The organism is Terrimonas alba (genome assembly GCF_042434975.1).
In the GTDB taxonomy this organism is placed as follows: Bacteria; Bacteroidota; Bacteroidia; order Chitinophagales; family Chitinophagaceae; genus Terrimonas_B; species Terrimonas_B alba.
In genome coordinates this window covers 104,621-124,526 of record NZ_JBHMQM010000004.1, presented here as the reverse complement: position 1 = coordinate 124,526, position 19,906 = coordinate 104,621, and the positions used below count along the sequence as shown (strand labels likewise).

17 protein-coding genes and 1 pseudogene are annotated in these 19,906 nt (G+C 40.7%); 13 read left to right on the top strand and 5 right to left on the bottom strand.

Annotation, left to right across the window (positions count from 1 at the left end; translation table 11 throughout):
• The first annotated feature begins 11 nt into the window (after window positions 1–11).
• The 3 genes and pseudogenes from ACFEL9_RS12480 to ACFEL9_RS12470 all read left to right on the top strand — a co-directional run bounded on the left by ACFEL9_RS12480 (window position 12) and on the right by ACFEL9_RS12470 (window position 3,170).
• Window positions 12–1,859 (top strand): amidophosphoribosyltransferase, encoded by a 1,848-nt coding sequence (locus tag ACFEL9_RS12480; protein WP_385890359.1) that lies wholly within the window; start codon window positions 12–14, stop codon window positions 1,857–1,859.
• Between the two features lie 312 nt (window positions 1,860–2,171).
• Window positions 2,172–2,462, top strand: a pseudogene (locus ACFEL9_RS12475) (cysteine hydrolase family protein); the annotation flags it as partial.
• A 213-nt stretch (window positions 2,463–2,675) separates the two neighbouring features.
• A complete protein-coding gene (locus ACFEL9_RS12470) occupies window positions 2,676–3,170 on the top strand; it encodes a SixA phosphatase family protein (RefSeq protein WP_385890357.1) in 495 nt (164 codons plus the stop codon).
• A 243-nt stretch (window positions 3,171–3,413) separates the two neighbouring features.
• Here ACFEL9_RS12470 and ACFEL9_RS12465 read toward each other — a convergent pair whose 3' ends face one another.
• Window positions 3,414–4,547 carry a glycosyltransferase gene (locus ACFEL9_RS12465; protein ID WP_385890355.1) on the bottom strand — a complete coding sequence of 378 codons (1,134 nt, stop codon included), beginning with the start codon at window positions 4,545–4,547 and terminating at the stop codon, window positions 3,414–3,416.
• 232 nt (window positions 4,548–4,779) lie between these two features.
• On the opposite strand from ACFEL9_RS12465, the gene ACFEL9_RS12460 reads away from it, so the two are divergent.
• On the top strand, window positions 4,780–5,022 hold the full coding sequence (locus ACFEL9_RS12460; RefSeq protein ID WP_385890352.1) for a hypothetical protein: 243 nt from the start codon (window positions 4,780–4,782) through the stop codon (window positions 5,020–5,022).
• Between the two features lie 68 nt (window positions 5,023–5,090).
• Here the strand turns inward: ACFEL9_RS12460 and ACFEL9_RS12455 are convergent, their stop codons facing one another.
• The 3 genes from ACFEL9_RS12455 to msrB form a co-directional block, all read right to left on the bottom strand.
• Window positions 5,091–6,347 carry a pyridoxal phosphate-dependent aminotransferase gene (locus ACFEL9_RS12455; protein ID WP_385890351.1) on the bottom strand — a complete coding sequence of 419 codons (1,257 nt, stop codon included), beginning with the start codon at window positions 6,345–6,347 and terminating at the stop codon, window positions 5,091–5,093.
• A gap of 149 nt (window positions 6,348–6,496) precedes the next feature.
• Window positions 6,497–6,907, bottom strand: a complete 411-nt coding sequence (locus tag ACFEL9_RS12450; RefSeq protein ID WP_385890348.1) for a hypothetical protein — start codon at window positions 6,905–6,907, stop codon at window positions 6,497–6,499.
• A 166-nt stretch (window positions 6,908–7,073) separates the two neighbouring features.
• Window positions 7,074–7,655: a peptide-methionine (R)-S-oxide reductase MsrB gene (gene msrB / locus ACFEL9_RS12445; RefSeq protein WP_385890346.1), complete on the bottom strand. Its 582-nt coding sequence runs from the start codon at window positions 7,653–7,655 to the stop codon at window positions 7,074–7,076.
• 175 nt (window positions 7,656–7,830) lie between these two features.
• Between msrB and ACFEL9_RS12440 the strand changes: the two genes are divergently transcribed.
• Together ACFEL9_RS12440 and ACFEL9_RS12435 are read left to right on the top strand one after the other, a co-directional pair.
• Window positions 7,831–8,418 (top strand): adenylate kinase, encoded by a 588-nt coding sequence (locus tag ACFEL9_RS12440; protein ID WP_385890345.1) that lies wholly within the window; start codon window positions 7,831–7,833, stop codon window positions 8,416–8,418.
• A 100-nt stretch (window positions 8,419–8,518) separates the two neighbouring features.
• On the top strand, window positions 8,519–8,998 hold the full coding sequence (locus ACFEL9_RS12435) for a hypothetical protein (protein WP_385890343.1): 480 nt from the start codon (window positions 8,519–8,521) through the stop codon (window positions 8,996–8,998).
• Here ACFEL9_RS12435 and ACFEL9_RS12430 read toward each other — a convergent pair.
• Window positions 8,995–9,468 (bottom strand): viral A-type inclusion protein, encoded by a 474-nt coding sequence (locus tag ACFEL9_RS12430; protein ID WP_385890340.1) that lies wholly within the window; start codon window positions 9,466–9,468, stop codon window positions 8,995–8,997. The two genes, ACFEL9_RS12435 and ACFEL9_RS12430, sit on opposite strands and share 4 nt — an antisense overlap.
• A 195-nt stretch (window positions 9,469–9,663) precedes the next feature.
• On the opposite strand from ACFEL9_RS12430, the gene paaZ reads away from it, so the two are divergent.
• The 7 genes from paaZ to ACFEL9_RS12395 all read left to right on the top strand — a co-directional run bounded on the left by paaZ (window position 9,664) and on the right by ACFEL9_RS12395 (window position 19,895).
• Window positions 9,664–11,751 carry a phenylacetic acid degradation bifunctional protein PaaZ gene (gene paaZ, locus ACFEL9_RS12425; RefSeq protein WP_385890338.1) on the top strand — a complete coding sequence of 696 codons (2,088 nt, stop codon included), beginning with the start codon at window positions 9,664–9,666 and terminating at the stop codon, window positions 11,749–11,751.
• 1 nt (window position 11,752) lies between these two features.
• Window positions 11,753–12,529, top strand: a complete 777-nt coding sequence (locus ACFEL9_RS12420) for an enoyl-CoA hydratase/isomerase family protein (protein WP_385890335.1) — start codon at window positions 11,753–11,755, stop codon at window positions 12,527–12,529.
• A gap of 6 nt (window positions 12,530–12,535) precedes the next feature.
• Window positions 12,536–13,177 carry a DNA-3-methyladenine glycosylase family protein gene (locus tag ACFEL9_RS12415; RefSeq protein ID WP_385890332.1) on the top strand — a complete coding sequence of 214 codons (642 nt, stop codon included), beginning with the start codon at window positions 12,536–12,538 and terminating at the stop codon, window positions 13,175–13,177.
• Between the two features lie 13 nt (window positions 13,178–13,190).
• Window positions 13,191–14,006: a glycosyltransferase gene (locus ACFEL9_RS12410; protein WP_385890331.1), complete on the top strand. Its 816-nt coding sequence runs from the start codon at window positions 13,191–13,193 to the stop codon at window positions 14,004–14,006.
• A gap of 174 nt (window positions 14,007–14,180) precedes the next feature.
• Window positions 14,181–15,305: a glycosyltransferase gene (locus ACFEL9_RS12405; protein WP_385890328.1), complete on the top strand. Its 1,125-nt coding sequence runs from the start codon at window positions 14,181–14,183 to the stop codon at window positions 15,303–15,305.
• A 12-nt stretch (window positions 15,306–15,317) separates the two neighbouring features.
• On the top strand, window positions 15,318–15,698 hold the full coding sequence (locus ACFEL9_RS12400; protein WP_385890326.1) for a hypothetical protein: 381 nt from the start codon (window positions 15,318–15,320) through the stop codon (window positions 15,696–15,698).
• Between the two features lie 33 nt (window positions 15,699–15,731).
• Complete coding sequence (locus ACFEL9_RS12395; protein WP_385890324.1) at window positions 15,732–19,895, top strand: glycosyltransferase; 4,164 nt, start codon at window positions 15,732–15,734, stop codon at window positions 19,893–19,895.
• Window positions 19,896–19,906: the final 11 nt, after the last annotated feature.

Genomic DNA, 19,906 nt, shown 5'->3' with positions numbered 1-19,906 from the left:
CAAATACATACATGAGTGACCCGATCAAGCACGAATGCGGCTTAGCATTCATCCGGTTAAGAAAGTCTTTCTCGTATTATCAGCAACAATACGGCACCGTATTATGGGGACTTACCAAGCTTTATCTGTTAATGGAAAAACAGCATAACCGCGGCCAGGATGGCGCAGGTATAGCTACCGTTAAATTGAATGTAGAAGCTGGTTACCCCTTTATGAACAGGATGCGAAGCAATGCTAAACAAGCTATTGCAGATATTTTTCAACAAGTAAGCAGTGAGATAGAAGAATTGGAAAAATATCATCCGGGTATAAGAAACCATCCCGGATTGATGAAAGGTCACGTAAGCTATTTGGGCGAACTGTTATTGGGACATCTTCGCTATGGCACACAGGGAAAAAATAAACTGGAATATTGCCATCCCTTTATTAACCGCGACACCATACCGGCCCGCAACCTGGCCATGGCCGGCAATTTTAACCTGGTAAATACCGACGAACTCTTTGCCCTGATTGGTAAAGAACCATCAGAACAAATGCGGTTCAGTGACCTTGCTGCGATGATCGAGGTGGTGCATGATTTTTTATGTAAAGCTGATGAAGAAGCACCGCAAGGTTATGATATAAAAGAAGTCTTGAAAAAAGCTTTCTCCTTATTTGACGGTGGTTTTCATGTCGCTGGTCTTACGGGTAACGGAACTGGTTTCGTACTTAGAGATGCTCACGGTATTCGCCCCTCCTACTATTATGTCAATGATGAGGTAATCGTTGCGGCATCTGAGCGGGCCGCCATTCGCACTAGTTTTAACGTAGGCGAAAATGAGGTGAAAGAATTAATGCCGGGCGAAGGATTAATTGTAAATGAAAAAGGCGATTACGAGATTGTCCAGATTTTGCCAGCGAAAGAAAGAAAGGCCTGTAGTTTTGAACGGATTTATTTTTCGAGAGGCAGTGATGAGAAGATCTATAAAGAAAGAACAGCACTCGGCTATAACCTCAGCGAGCAGGTATTAAACGCTATTGACAACGATACACGCAATACTATTTTTTCTTTTATTCCGAATACGGCTGAAGTAGCATTTTATGGTTTGGTAAAAGGCATGGAAGACTACCTTAATAAAAGAAAAATTGAACGAATTCTTTCCTGGAATAAAGATTTTGATGAAGAAAAGCTGACAGAAATGATCAGCCGGCGCATTCGGATGGAAAAGATCGCTATCAAGGATGTGAAAATGCGCACTTTTATCACCGAAGATGCCAGCCGTAATGAAATGGTGCAACACGTGTATGACATTACTTATGGTACCCTGCGGCCCAATGAGGATACATTGGTAGTGATCGATGATTCCATTGTAAGGGGAACAACGTTAAAGGAAAGCATTATCCGGATGCTAGCCCGTCTGAAGCCAAAACGTATTATCGTTGTTTCTTCCTCGCCCCAGATACGTTACCCTGATTGTTATGGCATTGATATGAGCCGCATGGGCGATTTTATAGCCTTTAATGCCGCCGTAGCACTTATGAAGGAACGTGGTATGGAGGGTGAGTTGAAAGAATTGCTGATCCGCTGCAAAGACTTACAACGTAATAACCAATTGCATACGGAGAATATCGTTAAACAGGTGTATAAGCCTTTTACCGCTGAGGAGATTTCGGCTAAAATTGCTCAATTGGTGACACCTTCTAATGTGGACATTCCCGTTGATGTCATTTTTCAAAGCATTGAAGACCTGCATAAGGCTTGCCCCAACAATTTAGGTGATTGGTATTTTACCGGCAACTACCCAACACCCGGGGGAAATAAAGTCGTAAACAAGGCTTTTATTAACTACATGGAGGGAAAAAATGTAAGAGGGTATTAAGTGTTGAGCGCCGGAAACCAATAATCAAATGCATCATGGATAATGAATGTATTGTCATTATTGATCCTCAAAAAGATTTTACCAGCATTCATGGCAACTATGCGCAAAGGCACATGGGTATATGCCAAATTCTGGATGCAAAAGCAAATATAAACAAGCTGTTAAACCAAATAGGCAAAAATCGGTTTGTCATTGTCATTTCAAATTATTCGATAAACCAGTTTGCCGGGGGCCTGTCGATCTGTATACCTGTACAGAGGGTCATGAGATCGATATAAAGCAAATACCAGCTTCACATACGTTTCAAAGAAAGAGCACAGTTGTTTTTCCTCTTTTAAGTTTCTCCATTACTTAAACATTAATAATATCCACAAGCCGGTACTATGCGGCTTCCTGGCAGAATACTGTGTGATGAGTACTGCAACCGATGCTTTAAGAAATGGATATACTGTCAGCTTGTTAGAGGATTGTATTGGAACGGGAGATGATGTTCAGGTTCGAAAAAACAAAAGCCTGAGCGAATTAAAAAAGCTGGATGCAGCGGTTGTTAGCCACGAAGATTATTTAAATTACCCCTATACTAACCCCAGTTTACGCCGTTGAGAAAGTTGTGAAAGTGCGCATTTATCGCAGGCCGTTCTGCCTGTTCGGTCAAAACATTTCCTATTTCGTATCTTGTACTTTGTTGATATTAAAAAACTGTTACATGAAACCGAGCATGATAATTGTCATCTCATACGGGAGAATGAATATTGGCGAATTCCCTGTCTGCCGACAGGCAGGCATCCGGCCATTAAAAAAATAAAAAATATACGCATGAAAACACTCCTATTGGTGCGTCATGCCAAAAGCAGTTGGGACGATTTTTCTATAAATGATATTGACAGGCCATTAAATGATCGGGGAAAAAAAGACGCGCCGGCTATGGCAAAGCGATTGAGGGATAAGGATATCAAAATCGATGCGTTTATTTCGAGCCCTGCTAAGCGGGCCCGTAAGACGGCCGAAGCATTTGCAAAAGAATACAAAGAGGAAAAACAGAATATTGTTTTTATTGATGAATTGTACCTTGCCAGTCCCTCTACTTTTTTTGACGTCATCAGCAAAACGGATGATCAATTCAAAACGATTGCCGTTTTCTCTCACAATGATGGTGTTACTTCCTTCGCCAATATGCTTACTTCTACCAGGATTGATAATATTCCCACCGGCGGAGTATTTGCCGTAAGGATTAAAACAAAACATTGGTCCGATTTCGAGAAAGCGGAGAAAGAGTTCTGGTTTTTTGAGTCGCCCAAAAAAGCTGAATAAATTTTCTGACGCAATAGCAGACCACTAAACTGGGAAATCCATGGACAAGGATATCCGGCAACATTTTAAAATTGCACACTTGTCCGGTATGACATCCTGGAAGTTTTCAGAAAGATATACGATGTGGTAAAAGACGAAAAATAAAAGACGTTGCCTTGTTGCTTATCGGGACAGAAGAAGATCCCAAATATTCTAAAAAAGTATATGGGGCTATGGAAAGATATTTTGAAAGTAAAGAAGTAATCAGGCCATCGAAATGTTTGTTTTCTTCACTTTCTCAAGAAAAGAACTGACTACTGAAGAAAGCTTGGTCTCTTCCGTGTTTAAAGGGATTTTATAATCAAAAGCATCTGCCTGTTGCAATACTTTTTCCAATTGAAAATGGTGCTGCTTCACCGAAAAAGCGATTTTTTTTGTCATAAGATATTTTGCCAGGTATTCTTGTTCTGTTTGGCCCGGTGTGGGAATGATAATTGCCTTTTTCCCAAGTTTTGCAATATCCATTATGGTTGAGTAGCCGCTTCGGCTAATCATAAACTCTGCTTTCTCCATTTCTTTATTGAAATCATCAGTAGGTAAATGGTTAAAGAAACGAATATCATTGGTAGAGGGAATCAAACTCGCTTCACCAGGCAGCCCCCTGACTATGGTCGCCGTTCCATGATAATGGCCCACCGCATCGACTATTTTATTTTCAAGCAAACTCCGCTGAGGTTCTGGCCCGGATAAAGAAATAAATAAATGCTTCTTGAGTTGTGAGATATTATTCTTTTTTAATCTTGATAATGGTCCTACATAATAAACCGGCACTTTCGGAAATAGGGTGGGATGAGACAATTCACCAGCTAGCCCATATGTTCCTTCCAGGTCAGGAACCCAACATTCGCTAAAACGATTAATAAAAGAAAAATTCCTTTTTTGTATTAACCGGTCAACCCAGGGACCAAAAGGAGTTTTGATGGCGAGCTGGTGGGTTATAAAAGCAGATGGAACTCTTGAATGATACAGCCCAAAACGATTATCTGAAATGACCGCATCAATCTGGTATTGGTCCACTACTTCCCTGAGCCATTCGTTTTCGGTTTTGATCGCCCGTTGCAGTTTGGGAAGTTGGAAAAAAACCGCCCGAATTAGCCCAGTCGCCGTTTTCCCATACTTTATGCGGTAGCCACGCAGTTTCAGAAAATGAAGGGACGGGAACTCCTGTTTGAGCAAGCTTTCCTGGGCGCCCTCACCAGCCAACCAAACATCGGCATTTTGCCGCACCATTTCATAAATCAAAGGGATACAGCGTGTAGCATGTCCGAGCCCCCAGTCTAGCGGGGCGACCAGAATGCGTGGTTTACCTGCCTGTTTTACGGCGGAGTCTTGATACATGTTAATTTTTATGATTTTTAGGCAGAAAGCATACTAATTTCTTGATAATTTAGTTCTAAATTAGAATTCCAAATTATGAAGAACATCAATAAAATAGCTTTGTTACTTTTGCTGATAGGAATGGTTTTTCTTTCTGCCTGTAGCCGGAATTACTATTCCGGTTCTGGAAAAGGCAGCAATTGTGGATGTCCCAGTCATAAAGGTATGTCGGGTTACTAAAAGACGTTGAACGATGAAAATGCCAAACAGGGATTTATTAGTACTGCTGAAAAGCGAATTCATGAGCCAACAGGCTATCGAACACGAAGTAGAATGCCTGAATGATATGCTTCGCAGAAGTGAATCGGATGAGCAGTTTTGTATTGCTCATGAGTTGGTAGACCGGAACCGCATTACTTCCAGGCCAAAAAAGATCCTCCGGGCAGTTCGTTATACCGAGTTAAAAAAGTTTCGTTTTTTAATCAACAAAAATTAATTTTTACAGATCAGGCTTATAAAAAAGGAGAAAATTTTCATTTTCTCCTTTTTATTTTTTGATAGGCGCTACGAGATTTTCCTCAATGCTTCGCCTAATTTTTCAATCATTTCGCCGATCTCTTCTTTCTTGCAGGTTCCAACACTTAGCCTGTACCACGGCGAACTGTGGCTGGCGCCAAAGGCATAAAAAGGAACAACGGCCAGCTTGGCTTCGTTCAGCACATAATCGGTGACATCATTTTGATTCTCCAGCAATTTTCCGGCGACTGTTTTTTTACCGGCAAGATCAATTTTTATAGTAAGATAAATGGCGGCTTCGGGTGCTATGGCGTCTACCGGCAATCCTTCCATTTTTAATTGCTGAAAGCCATCATAAATTTTGCGCAGCCTTTCTTCTATCTCTTTTTTAAAATGGGTCATGTATCGCTTGATCGCATCACGGTTACCCAGGTAATAGGCCACTGCTTTTTGCTCGGCCATCGGGGCCCATGCACCAATATGCGTCAGAATGGCTTTCATTTTATTTATAATAGAAGCGGGACCAAAACTCCAGCCTACTCTTACACCGGTGGCGGCAAACACTTTGCTGATAGCATCGATGAAAATCGTGTAAGACCGCATCTGTGGTCGGAGAGAAACCGGATTGTAATGTTCAATATGGCCGTAAGTGAGATGCCAGTACATCTGGTCGTACATGACATATAGCTTTTTTTCGTTGTCCCCCCGCCTTTTATTTTCATCAAGCACCAGGTCACAAATGGCTTCCAGGTCCTGTTTTTTAAAAGTCGTTCCCGTTGGATTTTGAGGCGAGCATAATGCGATCAGCGATGCTTCTTTTATAAACGGACGTATATCATCAGCAGAAGGCATAAAATTGTTTTCTGCTTTTGCTTCCACCACCACATGTTCACCTTCTACAAAATGAGTGTAATGATTATTATTCCAACTGGGTACTGCATAAATTACCTTGTCGCCTTTATCACATATAGCCCTGAACACGGAATAGATTAAAGGTCGTCCGCCGGAAGCCACTAATACCTCGCTTATGCCATAATCAAGTCCTTCGGTGTCTTTTGTAAATGAAACGATCGATTCACGCAGATCAAGATTTCCTTCTGCGGCAGGATAATTGGTAAAATGCCGGCGATAAGCTTCTACGATAGCGTCTTCCAACTCTTTTGGAATCGGAAAAATCGAAGGATCAAAATCACCGACAGTGAAATTGTATATCCGCTCCCCCTGGCGAATCTTTTCCCTGATCTCTCCACCCAGTTTTACAATTTCAGAACCTATTAATGTTTCGGATAAATGCGACAGCTTCATGTCTTTTATATTTAGATAAACACAAGGCAGAAGCCTTCATGATGCCGCAAAAGTAGAATGATTCATGCAGATGACAAGCAAAGGCTTGACCAATGGCAAATACCAAGAAATAGCGTCGATATGACGGCTATTAATAATTTAAAACAACATTAATGATGACCGTGCCCGTGACCACGACCATGGCCTTTATGTTTATATGGTTTGCCGTAGTGACCCCGGTGTTTGCTGTATTTTACACGATGACTGTCATAGTATCGGTAGGCCCTCGGCTGATTAATTACAACCTTATATCCCCTATACAGATCATAGTTTCTATAAGCAGGAGGAAGATGGGCCGAAAAAATCCAATTGCCCCCTGAAATATAGACAAACTGATGTCGGGGTACATAGTAATACGCTTCAATGTCCGGCAAATAATAATATTCAACATAGTCGTATCCTCCCGGACCCCAATCAGGTTGAGAATTGATATTAATACTTACGTTGACCTGGGCTTTACTGTTATTTGCAAAAGCCAGTGCAACAATGAGGGTGGTGACGGATAAAATAGTTTTTTTCACAATTAGGGCATTTAGTTACTTAACAATTTTCAAAGAAAATGCCAACTCTACCTAACAATAACTTAAACCAAAACCTTCGTAGTTGCTTTCCAATGGTATTTGTACGATGATTTGGTCAATAAAAAAAGCCCTCATAAAGAGAGCTTATCTCATAAATACAAATCTGTTAATCTTGCTGAGGTTTTTCATTATACTTTTTCTCAGCTTCCTTCGCTTTGGCAAAATCCAATACTACACCGTTGATGCAATATCTCAAACCGGTTGGAGGAGGGCCATCGTCAAACACATGACCCAAATGAGATTTACAACGTCCGCATTGAACCTCGGTTCTTTGCATTCCATGAGAGTTATCCGGTGTATAAATAATACTTCCTTTACTAATCGGTTCATAAAAGCTGGGCCATCCGCACCCACTTTCAAATTTAGTATCGCTTTTAAACAACGCATTTCCGCAAACAGCGCAGTAGTACGTTCCTTTTTCAGTCAGGCTTTCATAAGGGCTGCTCCAAGGTCTTTCTGTTCCTTTCAATCTTGCAATATTGAATACCTCTTTAGGCAATACCTTTTGCCATTCACTATCCGAGACATTTACTTTACTTGTATCTGTATTGGAATAAAGCGGATGCTTTTTAGACATATCCATGCTTTGTTGTTTTGAGTTTGAAGAATTGTTATTCGACTGCGAATAGCTGCATTGCTGCAACAGCGAAGCCAGTAGCACAATCATAATTAATTTAGGTAGCCGCATATATATGTTTAACAAATTTACGATAAGCATGTTTTAACGGTTTTAGAAGTAACTGTCGCTGTCAACGATTAACATTTTATTGAAAATTCCCGAAATTTTGAACCTCCTTAAGTTGACTGCGGATTTTTAGCCGCACTACGTTATATTTGTCACTCACCAAGATTAGATAGCGATTATGTTTAATGTGATCCTGTTTGGCCCTCCTGGTAGCGGAAAAGGTACACAGTCGGAAAAATTAGTAGATAAATATGGGTTTGTACACCTGTCAACCGGCGATTTGTTGAGAAAGGAACGGCAGCTGAAAACTCCCCTTGGAATTGAGGCCCAACAATTTATAGACAAGGGCCAACTGGTTCCGGATGAAGTGGTAATTGGTATGATTAGTTCGGCCCTGGATGAGAATGTGGGAGCAAGCGGTTTTCTTTTTGATGGATTTCCCCGAACCGTAGCCCAGGCTGAAGCACTTGATCGTTTATTAAATTTAAAAAAATCTGAGATAGCCCTGGTCCTCTTCCTGGAAGTAAATGAAGATGAACTGATCAAACGACTCGTTCACCGTGGTAAAACTTCAGGCAGGACGGATGATGCTGATGAAAACATTCAGCGCAAAAGGCAAGAGGTGTATAAAAATGAAACACTGCCCGTTGCTGCTTATTATGCCAAGTCAAAGAAAGTAGTCAACATAGATGGTATCGGAACTGTAGAAGAAATTTTTGCAAGACTTTCCGCACAGGTAGATAAAAAAATGAAATCACTCGTTTAAATAGCAGGGACCCCGGAAATGCCGGGGTTCTTTTTTATGTGTTGAGTGGTTTCTTTTTTGTCAAACAGGATTCGTAAAATTGCAGCTTAGCGATCGCTATATGAGTTTCGAAAAAGAAAATTTTCTGCGTACAAAGTTGATTCGTTATCTACAACAGCTTGATCCTGCAACACCGCCACGCTGGGGTAAAATGAGTGTACAGCAAATGATCGAACACTTTGGTGGAGACGCTGTACGCAATGCCAACGGAAGATTAAAAACCGAAACTATTGTCACGCCACCCGAAAATCTGCAACGGATGCGGGATTTCATGATGGGAAATAAACCTTTTAAAGAAAATACCAGAAATCCTTTGCTTGGAGAAGAACCTCAACCTTTGCGACACAAAACAGTGCAGGCAGCCATAGGCGCCCTACAACAAGAACTCATTTATTTTTTTGAAGCCTTTGAAAAAAATCCGGACCTCATCACGAGGAACCCCCTTTTTGGCGATCTGAATTTTGAGCAAAACGTACAACTTTTACACAAGCACGCCTTACACCATCTCCGGCAGTTTGGCGTAGAGCCATTGGATGCTTAGAATTTATCCTTCAACAATGAATCGGCTTTTTGTAAGCCGGTCAATATTGATTCTTTTACTTTGGATACTTTCAGCTTCTCGGATTTTAAATATTCAATCCTTTTTTTCATATCGTTTTCCGCTGAATCTATATTGAATTCCTCCATCCATTTATTCATTGCAAATTCAGCATAGCTTAGCTCTTTTTGAAGGCTATCAAGTTTTAGTTTCAATGGAGCGGCAGCTTGCTTTGCTTTTGCAGGAAGCTTTTCTATTGAATCTATCATTCGCCTGGTTGCCTGCTCAGCTCTTGTCAATTTACCCATTTTTGCCATGCCTATATCATGTCCATCCATTACTTCTTTCCATAGAATTTGGGCTTCCGTTCTCGGCTGAGCTTCTGCCGGGCCGCTTTTTTTATTTTCTGAATCATTGCAGGAAATAAAAAAAGCGGCAACTATAAATAATATTACAAAAAACAGATGTTTCATGTGTTAATTTTTATTGCTTTTTAGCCCAAATTATCGTCCCGGTTGATGATCCGCCGCGGCGGATCATGGCTCATTTCATATGCCATTTTGTTTACGAGCAAATGCAAAGATAACCAGTACTGTTTACACGAAATAGATAACAGTCAAAGTCTGTTTTCAGCTAATTTCGTTTTTGAATATTGAATGATTGCCGCTATGAATAAATTACAAAACTACGTTACCGGCCGATGGATCACCGGTGAAGGTGATGGCCAAACATTATATAATGCCGTCACGGGTGAAGCAATTGCTTCTGCTTCTACAAAAGGGTTGGATTTTAAATCAATCGTTGAATACGCCAGAAATACAGGAAACCCGGCTTTACGGAACTTAACCTTCCATGAGCGGGGAAACAAGTTGAAAGCACTGGCATTACATTTAAGGGAACATTTAGAACAGTTTTATTCCATCAGTTACCAAACCGGCGCTACAAGAGCCGATAGCTGGGTAGATATTGAGGGAGGAATTGGTAACCTGTTTGCCAACGCATCACTGCGGAGAAAATTTCCTGATGAACCCTTTTGTATCGATGGCGAATCACACAATTTAAGCAAGCACAATAGTTTTATGGGCACGCATATCCTCGTACCCAAGGAAGGTGTCGCAGTTCACATCAATGCTTTTAATTTCCCGGTATGGGGAATGCTTGAAAAAATTGCGGTGAATTTATTGGCAGGAGTGCCCGCCATTGTAAAACCGGCGACTGTTACATCCTACCTGACCGAAGCAGTAGTGAAAGAAATTATTGCTTCAAAAATATTACCAGAAGGAGCTTTGCAGCTCGTTTGTGGTAGTGCAGGCGATTTACTGGATCATGTCAGCTCACAGGATGTGGTTACGTTTACCGGTTCTGCCTCCACGGGTTTATTGCTAAAATCCAATGAGCGGATATTGAAAGAGTCTGTTCCATTTAATATGGAAGCAGATTCACTTAACTGCATAGTCCTGGGTGAAGATGTAACACCCGGCGAACCTGAGTGGGATATTTTTGTCAAAGAGGTAAGAAAAGAAATGACGACAAAAGCCGGGCAGAAATGCACAGCGATACGAAGAATATTCGCTCCCGAAAATAAAATGGAAGATGTGTGGAGGGCCATTGCCACTTCCCTTTCGCAAACGACAATTGGCAATCCTCTTAATGAAAAAGTAAGAATGGGCTCCCTTGCGGGACAAGGTCAAAGACAAGAAGTAAAAACGCAGGTTGAAAAATTACTGGCATCATCCCAACTAATTTATGGCTCGCTGGATAGTGTGGAAGTATTGGATGCGGATGCAAAAAATGGAGCCTTTGTGTCTCCGCTTTTATTATTAAATGAAACACCTTTTAGCAGTAATGAGCCCCATGAAGTAGAGGCTTTTGGTCCTGTAAGCACTATTATGCCGTATAGAAATATGGATGAAGCGATCGAGCTCAGCAAAAAAGGCAAGGGGTCTTTATGCTCCACTATTGTTACGGCGGATAACAAACTGGCCCGGCAGTATGTTTTAGGTGCGGCAACACATCATGGGCGCATGTTGATATTAAATGCAAGTTGCGCAAAAGAAAGCACCGGGCATGGCTCACCATTGCCTCTCCTGGTACATGGCGGCCCGGGCAGGGCCGGTGGCGGCGAAGAAATGGGTGGCATTCGCGGAGTAAAACATTATATGCAAAGAGTAGCACTGCAAGGTTCGCCTACCACTATTACTGCCATTACAAATGTTTATCAGCAACATGCTGAAGGGAAGGATCCCGGAAAACATCCCTTCCGGAAATATTTTGAAGAACTGGAAATCGGTGACCAGTTAATTACTGACAAAAGATTGATAACCTCTGAAGACATTGACCGCTTTGCAGATCTTAGTGGCGACCATTTTTATGCACATATCAAAACCACTAATTTTACAAACACAATGTTTGAACAACAGGTGGCACATGGATACTTTATTATGAGTGCCGCTGCGGGCTTGTTTGTTGATAGCTATGAAAAAAATCCGGTGTTGTTGAACTATGGTATTGATGAATTACGGTTTACCAAGCCCGTTTATCCCGGGGCAGAAATATATATTAAATTCACCTGTAAGGAAAAGCTGCCGCAGGATTTAAAACCCGCCCGAACGGCTGATACCGTTCAGTCGGGCGGGGATGAAAATGATATTCCGAAAGGAATTGTAAAATGGCTGGTTGAAATACTGGATGAAACAGAAGAACCGATGGTAGGAATTGCCACGATATTAACAATGGTTAAAAGAAAAGAAAACTAATATGCTTACTGAAGTAAAAGAAGGCTATGTAAAATCTGAGTTCCACAATGGAATTACCACAATCGAATTTTTTCATCCCCAAAGCAACTCCCTGCCCGGTCGTATACTGGAAGAGCTGGCTCACGTAATCCACGGCGCCGGTAATGATGAGACAACCAAAGTAATAATTCTCCGGTCAGCTGGTGATAAAGCGTTTTGTGCCGGTGCTTCGTTTGACGAATTAAAATCTATTAAGGATAAAGAGCAGGGACTTCATTTTTTTAGTGGCTTTGCTCATGTAATCAACGCAATGAGAACCTGTCCAAAATTTATTATTGGCAGAATTCATGGCAAATGTGTTGGCGGCGGTGTTGGACTGGCGGCGGCTGTTGATTATGCAATAGCGGTGGAATCTTCGGTAGAAATAAGATTAAGCGAGTTGGCAATCGGTATTGGTCCTTTTGTAGTGGGCCCGGCAGTGGAGAGAAAGATTGGTTTATCCGCTTTTTCACAACTCGCTATAGATGCCACGATGTGGCGCAATGCTGACTGGGCAAGAAGAAAGGGTTTATTTGCGGAATTGCATCCAACTGTCGAAGGGATGGATGAATCTATCCAGCGATTATCGCATACGCTTATGCAAACAAGCCCGGAAGCTATGGCCGAGTTGAAAAAAACATTATGGAAAGGCACAGAACATTGGGATAAATTATTAATTGAAAGAGCTGCTATCAGCGGTAAGTTAATATTAAGCGAGTTTTCCAAAAAGGCCATTGAGAGGTTTAAGGCAGTTAAATAAATTATTGTGTCTAACATATCATCAAGCTTTAGTGATAAAAACTTTCATTTACTCTGTGATAAACTTGGCCGTAAGGATAAAGACTTAAAAGTCATTTTAAAAAAATACGGTTATCCACCGCTTTGGTCAAGACCCAGCAGTTTTTCGACACTTATTCATATTATCCTGGAGCAGCAGGTTTCATTAGCTTCTGCTCTTGCTGCTTTTAACAAACTAAAGGAAAAAATCGGTCTTATCACTCCCGAAAAGGTCCTGTCACTTTCTGATGAAGAAATGAGAGCTTGTTATTTCAGCCGGCAAAAAACCATTTATGCAAGACACCTTGCAGAAGCGATTGTTTCCAGCCAGTTAAATCTTGAAGAACTTTCGATTTTGCCCGATCACCTGATTCGTGAAAAGTTGAAACAAATAAAAGGCATCGGCGACTGGACGGTTGATGTTTATTTATTATTCGCCTTAAAAAGAACGGATGTATTCCCGGTTGGGGATCTTGCGATGGTCAATGCCTTCAGGGATATAAAACAATTATCAAAAGAAATAAGCAGAGAGGCCATCATTGAAATGGCGAGGCCATGGCAGCCTTATCGTTCCATCGGAACTATGCTATTATGGCATCATTATATTCAAAAAAGAGGTATCAGGATCTAAGCTGAATATTGATATGCACCCATCACGAAGCGAGATAGATTTTTGTTTGCTGATTCCCTGTTATAATAATTTTACCGGATTGATTAGCTCATTAAAAAGCGTTGTTTATCCTGCTGATAAATTTTTAATTGTAGTAGTAGACGATGGAAGCCAACAGCCCGTAATTGAAGAAAGGATCGTAGAAGAAATAGGAAATGCAAAACCTATTGTCGTTATACGAAATGAAAAAAATCTTGGTATAACGGCAACATTAAATAACGGCCTGCGATGGATAGAAAAAAATACTAATTCAAAATATATTGCACGGCTTGATTGCGGAGATGTATGTATGGAAGAAAGGTTTGTGATCCAGGTTCAATATATGGATGAGCATCCGGAAGTTGGTTTATTAGGTAGTTGGTGTAAAATTGTTGATGAAAAGTTATCCTTGGACTACTCATACAAATCACCTGTTGATCATATCTCAATACAAAAGGGAATGTATTTGCGAAATGTTTTTATGCATGCAACAGTGATGTTCCGGACTTCTTTGCTAAAAAAAACAGGTTATTACCCCACCAATTTTGAACTTGCCGAAGATTATGCATTTTTTTGGTTACTGATTAATGAGCAACCGGCCCATATATTGGGGCAATTTCTGGTTAACTGTGAGCTGAATTTAAGAGGAATCTCTTTCTCGAATAAGAGTAAACAAGTAAAAGCGAGATGGAAAGTGGTCAATTATTATGGCATGGATAAGTTAATGAAAATTAAAGGTTTTCTGTGGTTATTACTCTTGTATATTCTCCCTAAACGTTTAGTTTTGCAATTCAAGAAGTTGAAAGGTTGATACTTATGCAACGTTTCTTTGTCTTCGTGTGTCAGTAGTTGCGGGCACACTAACGATTACTTCCCAACTTTTTAAGGACCTGATTTGGAATTATTAGCGCATTATTTAATATAAAATAATGTACTGGTCTGGATTTTGCGTCCTGATTTCAGTATCCACGAAAAAACTGAGCCTATGACAATTGTCCACATAGTTGAACCTTTTGCGTCTGGCGTAGCCGTTTTTGTAAGATCACTTACCGAAGCCATGCCCGATGACCTGCATATTATTGTGCATGGAGAGAGAAAAAGTGAGATGTCCGCAAGTGAGGTGAAGAAAAATTTTCCCAGGGAAAATGTACGTTTTATCAAATGGCGTTCAGCAGGAAGGTCCATTCATCTTTTTAAAGATGTAATGGCCGTGACCGAGTTGTATAAAATTTTAAAACGCCTGAGGCAAAAGAAAATGGTTGATGCGGTGCACTTACATTCTTCCAAAAGTGGTTTATTGGGACGGATAGCTTGCAGGTTAACGGGCATCTCTAATATTTTTTATACTCCCAATGGCGCATCTTTTCTTTCAGCTTCTAATGGGTTTTCCAGGTTTTTTTATCAACTGCTTGAAAAAGTTAGTCATAAGCTTTTAGGTGGTAATATGATTTGCTGTTCGGCCTCTGAATTGGAGCAGTATCAAAAAATTGGCATTATTGGTGATTATATTAATAACGGCATTAATATAAAGAGGAATAAAAGACCGGTTCATATTCGTAAAACCGACAAATTCCGGATTGTGACAAGCGGCAGAATTGAGCGTCAGAAAAACCCTGCTTTGTTTAATGCAATAGCTTCTTATTTTGAAGACCTGCGACAAATCGAATTTATTTGGGTGGGTGATGGTCAGGACAAAGATCAATTCACTGCTAAAAATATTAAAGTCACAGGTTGGTTAAATGCAAACGAAGTAAAAGAGTATGTTTCATCGTCGGATGTATATCTGTCTACTTCAAGGTATGAAGGTTTGTCTTTTGCCGTGTTGGAAGCGATGGTGTTAAAAAAAGCCGTATTACTGAGCAATTGCACCGGAAATATTGATATTGTTAAGAATGGCTTGAATGGGGATCTCTTTGCCAATACAGGTGAAGCTGTTTTTAAAATACTGCAATATTACAACAACAGGGAAATGCTGGATGTCATGGGCAGCTTTTCCGGTGAAATATGCAAGGTGGAATTTGACGTAAAGGAAAATTTTAAATCTTACCGCAGGTTCTATACAGGCTCATTGCCTGAAACGGTTGGAAAAGCCATGTGGAGTTTTGGATAAAAACTTAAGTCTATGAAACATGTAAATGTCATGAATGGTCATATTACTCAACCGGTTGTTTCTTCTGTTGATATGGATGAGGTTCAGCAGTCAATTGAATCAATTGAAAATAAATTGGATGTTGAAATTATCGCCAAACAGAAAACCATCGAACACTTGCAGAACGACATCCGACGGCTTCACTTGTTGATTGAAGAGAAAGATAAAACAGTTCTGGAGCTGAATGAAAAGCTGGCCGATTGTTCAAGAAGCAACGAAGGCAACCGCCAGCTAATTAATAAATTGTTGGGAGATGTCGACCGGATGCGGCAGGACATTGATTGGTATCAAAGGACATATGAAAAGCGAAGCTTTTGGGGAATGATAAAAGAAAAAATTTTTTTCAAGAAATAATTGGCCGGTTCAAACTATCCTCATTCCTGAGAAATGACTTTTTCTGAAAGATATGGCCTGGAAAATGACGTGTGGATACCAGGCGAAAAATATAATTTTCAATACTCTGACGGAGATGATAACGAAAATTATATTTTAAATGCGATACAACAATCCACCGATCTATCAACGGGCTCTGAGGAGTTATTTGCACACATTAAGGATTGGCCTTCACTTTACCATCTTTCGCCGAAAAGAGCCGACCTTCTAAGGCACTTAACTCCACAATTGACTCATTGTAAGATCCTGGAAATTGGTAGCGGATGTGGCGCCCTCACACGTTTTCTGGCCGAAATAAGTGGAGAAGTGTTAGCCCTGGAAGGCAGTTTGCGCCGGGCAACAATCACCCGTGAACGTTGTCGTGATCTGCGTAATGTCGCAGTTCTTTGCGACAACTTCGATACATTTATTACTGACGATCGGTTTGATTGTATCACACTGATTGGAGTGTTGGAATATAGTCACCTTTTTATAAAGGGTGAAAATCCGCCACTAACTATGCTTAAGCGGGTGAAACAACTGTTAAAGCCAGACGGGTTTATTATTATAGCCATCGAAAATAAATTAGGGCTCAAATACTTCGCCGGCGCCGCCGAAGACCATTTAGGTGTTCCATTTGCAGGAATAGAAAACAGGTACACTAACCATACCGCGATCACTTTTGGAAAAGAAGAAATAAAACGTTTACTCCGACAAGCGGACTTGATGGATATGGACTTTTACTATCCTTTTCCTGATTATAAATTACCTGTTACTGTCATAACCGATAAAGGCTTACATAATTCTGGCTTTGATATTGCCGGCTTATTGCTCGAAAAGCATGAGTATTTTCAGGGCCATCAGCACAATACCTATTTCAACAGTTCTCTGGCCGAACGTGAAATTCATAATAATCAACTGGCAGCCGACCTGGCTAATTCATTTCTAATTGTAGCAAAGAACACAAGCAGTGCGTTTTCAGCTGATCAAACATTACTGGCTGCAAGCTATAGTACCGCCAGAAAAAAAGCCTATTGCAAATCTGTAGAATTTCGTTCACCTGATGGCATCTCCATTCTAATCGATAAGAAACGGATTTATGAAGCTTCTTCAGAAAATGAAGAATTGAAGCTGGTTTTAACGACGGAACCTTATCGTAATGGACTATTACTTCAAGAACATCTGTTACGCATTATAACTGTAAAAAACTGGACCTTACAAGAGTTGATGAATTGGGCTAGGAAATATTATGCAGTACTGGAGAAAACTTCTGTAAAGATCAGAGATCGTTTTTACCTCGATGGAAAATACCTGGATCTAACTCCTTTCAATATAATTATTGAGGATGGCGGCGAGCCATTCATTTTCGACCAGGAGTGGGACTGCGGTAAACAGCTTCCCATTGAATATGTTTTTTTTCGGGGCATTTATTACAGCCTTGGACAGATTATCTTTTTTAGCAAACCTGCAGAAGAAGTGCCGAGGTGTCTGTTGGAATTAAGTATATCGCTCTTCAGGAATTTTACTGATGCTGACCCGGTATTAATTGATGAATTTAGGATAACCGAAACAAAATACTTTTCTGCGGTATGGCAGCAGGAATATAAACCGTTCATGCCCGAGCCGATGCGTATCCGCCCCTTTGAACTGCAACATGAACAACTAGCCGGCAAAGAACTTACGATTGCCAGGTTGGATCAGGAAAACCAAAACTTAATGCAAACAGTAAAAGAATTTAAAGAACAACTTGAAAGCTTGCTATGGGTGCAGGTGGAAAAGCAATTAAAAGACCAACTGGAAAAACAATTTACCGAACAGTTGGAAAAACAAGTCAATGACCATTTGGAACAACGGAGGAAGGAGGAGATAGAGCTGGCGGCAAAGAATCACCAACTGAATGAAGACCTTTCTAGGCTATCCGGGGAACTGAAAGAAAAAGAACAGGTATTACAGGATCTGCAATTCAATCATTCGTTGACTAAGCAGCAATTGGGTGAGATTAACAATACACTGGTTACCATCTATCATTCGGACGGATGGAAATGGTTGAACAGGTATTATAATTTGAAGGGAAAACTACTGAATGAAAATTCCATTCGATATAAGGTATTAAAAAAAGCGGTAAACTTATTACGTGGAAAGCGGAATAACGAATTGAATCTGCCGTCAGACACAGCCGATAACAAAGGATCTTCAGCGTTTCCTATAAATGGATCGCCCGATGATGACCAGGCAATAATAACCGGCATACTCCCGGTTTTTGACAATCCCGAAGTCTCCATTATTATTCCTGTATATAATGCCTGGCAAATGAATGCCCGGTGTATAGAGGCAATTATAAAAAACACCTCTGGTATTGCTTACGAAGTGATTATTGCCGATGACTGTTCTAGTGACAGAACAAAAAATATTGCTGAGTATTTCGAAAACATTGTCCATATCCGAAATGAAAAAAATCTCGGCTTTTTATTAAACTGCAATAATGCCGCGACACATGCCAAAGGAAAATATCTTCATTTTCTAAATAATGATACCCAGGTAAAACCTGGGTGGCTTTCGTCGCTTGCTACGTTGATGAACAAAGACGAAACGATTGGACTAGCAGGCTCTAAACTAATTTATCCCGATGGGCGGCTACAGGAGGCTGGTGGTATTATTTGGAATGATGCATCAGGCTGGAATTTTGGAAATGGGCAAAGCCCGGATCTTCCTGAATTCAATTATGTCAAAGAAGTAGATTATATCTCCGGTGCAAGTATAATGATCCGGAAATCGCTTTGGGACGATCTTGGCGGTTTCGATGCAAACTACTCTCCTGCTTACTGCGAAGATTCAAATATCGCATTTCAAATAAGAGAAAAAGGATTTAAAGTAGTGTACCAACCACTGTCTGAAGTAGTGCACTATGAAGGCTATTCGCACGGCAGCGAAACGCAAAAAAGTGAGATAAGCTCGGTGAAAGCATACCAGCGTATTAACAATAAAAAGTTCTTTGAAAAATGGCGATCTGTTTTACAGAAAGACCAATTTCCAAATGGTGAGAATGTTTTTTTGGCGAGAGACAGGAGTCGATACAAAAAGACATTATTAATGATCGATCACTATGTTCCTCAATTTGACAAGGACGCTGGCTCACGGACAACTTTTCAGTACCTCGAGCTGTTTGTAAAAATGGGATTTAATGTCAAATTTCTCGGGGAAAACTTTTATAAGCATGAACCTTATACAACCGTGCTGCAACAAATGGGTATCGAGGTATTGTACGGTCAATGGTATGCTAATAACTGGCAGCAATGGTTTAAAGACAATCAACAGCATATCGACTATGTATATCTCAACAGGCCCCATGTTTCCATCAACTTTATCGATTTTATCCGGCAAAACTCAAAGGCGCGGATAATTTATTACGGCCATGACCTGCATTTTTTACGAAAACAGAGACGGTACGAATTAGAAAAGGACGAAAATCTTCTGGAGAAAGCCGCTAAATGGAAGGAAATTGAGCTTTACCTGTTTGATAAGAGTGATATTATTCTTACCCCAAGTATCGAAGAACAAAAAATTATTCAATCGTTGGGCAACAATTTTAATGTTCAGCTGATGCGGCCTTATATCTACAAAACGGTTAGTGCGCCGGCGACAGATTTCGAGTATCGTAAAGACTTGTTTTTTGTGGGCGGTTTTGGTCATTTACCCAATGTGGATGGCATTCTGTGGTTTGTTAATGAAATCTGGCCCATCGTACGACCGCAATTACCAGGTGTAAAGTTTATTATTGCAGGCTCCAATCCACCACAGGAAATAAAGGACCTGATAGCTGACAGTACATTGGTAATAAAGGGATATGTGGGTGACGACGAACTGGAACGGCTGTATGCCCGCAGTAAAATGGCGGTGATCCCATTGCGCTACGGCGCCGGTGTGAAAGGAAAAACGGTAGAAGCAATGCGCTATGGCATCCCCTTGGTCACTACCAGCTTTGGAGTAGAGGGATTACCGGGTGATTATTCTTTTTTGAAAGTGGCCAACACGAGTGCAGAGTTGGCGAAGGTGATTGTTGATACCTACAATAACGAGCAGGGACTGGAGGAAATGAGTAGGAAAAGTGTTGAGTATATCGAAAATAATTTCACAGAGGAAATAGCAACCAATATTATCCACGACGTATTAGCATCCTGATGGGGTGACGG

Coding starts and splice junctions, on each gene's coding strand:
- ACFEL9_RS12410 (WP_385890331.1), top strand. CDS start 13,191: ATGCACCCATCACGAAGCGAGATAGATTTTTGTTTGCTGATTCCCTGT.
- ACFEL9_RS12440 (WP_385890345.1), top strand. CDS start 7,831: ATGTTTAATGTGATCCTGTTTGGCCCTCCTGGTAGCGGAAAAGGTACA.
- ACFEL9_RS12465 (WP_385890355.1), bottom strand. CDS start 4,547: ATGTATCAAGACTCCGCCGTAAAACAGGCAGGTAAACCACGCATTCTG.
- ACFEL9_RS12455 (WP_385890351.1), bottom strand. CDS start 6,347: ATGAAGCTGTCGCATTTATCCGAAACATTAATAGGTTCTGAAATTGTA.
- ACFEL9_RS12435 (WP_385890343.1), top strand. CDS start 8,519: ATGAGTTTCGAAAAAGAAAATTTTCTGCGTACAAAGTTGATTCGTTAT.
- ACFEL9_RS12395 (WP_385890324.1), top strand. CDS start 15,732: ATGACTTTTTCTGAAAGATATGGCCTGGAAAATGACGTGTGGATACCA.
- ACFEL9_RS12430 (WP_385890340.1), bottom strand. CDS start 9,468: ATGAAACATCTGTTTTTTGTAATATTATTTATAGTTGCCGCTTTTTTT.
- ACFEL9_RS12470 (WP_385890357.1), top strand. CDS start 2,676: ATGAAAACACTCCTATTGGTGCGTCATGCCAAAAGCAGTTGGGACGAT.
- ACFEL9_RS12420 (WP_385890335.1), top strand. CDS start 11,753: ATGCTTACTGAAGTAAAAGAAGGCTATGTAAAATCTGAGTTCCACAAT.
- msrB (WP_385890346.1), bottom strand. CDS start 7,655: ATGCGGCTACCTAAATTAATTATGATTGTGCTACTGGCTTCGCTGTTG.
- ACFEL9_RS12460 (WP_385890352.1), top strand. CDS start 4,780: ATGAAAATGCCAAACAGGGATTTATTAGTACTGCTGAAAAGCGAATTC.
- ACFEL9_RS12480 (WP_385890359.1), top strand. CDS start 12: ATGAGTGACCCGATCAAGCACGAATGCGGCTTAGCATTCATCCGGTTA.
- ACFEL9_RS12405 (WP_385890328.1), top strand. CDS start 14,181: ATGACAATTGTCCACATAGTTGAACCTTTTGCGTCTGGCGTAGCCGTT.
- ACFEL9_RS12400 (WP_385890326.1), top strand. CDS start 15,318: ATGAAACATGTAAATGTCATGAATGGTCATATTACTCAACCGGTTGTT.
- paaZ (WP_385890338.1), top strand. CDS start 9,664: ATGAATAAATTACAAAACTACGTTACCGGCCGATGGATCACCGGTGAA.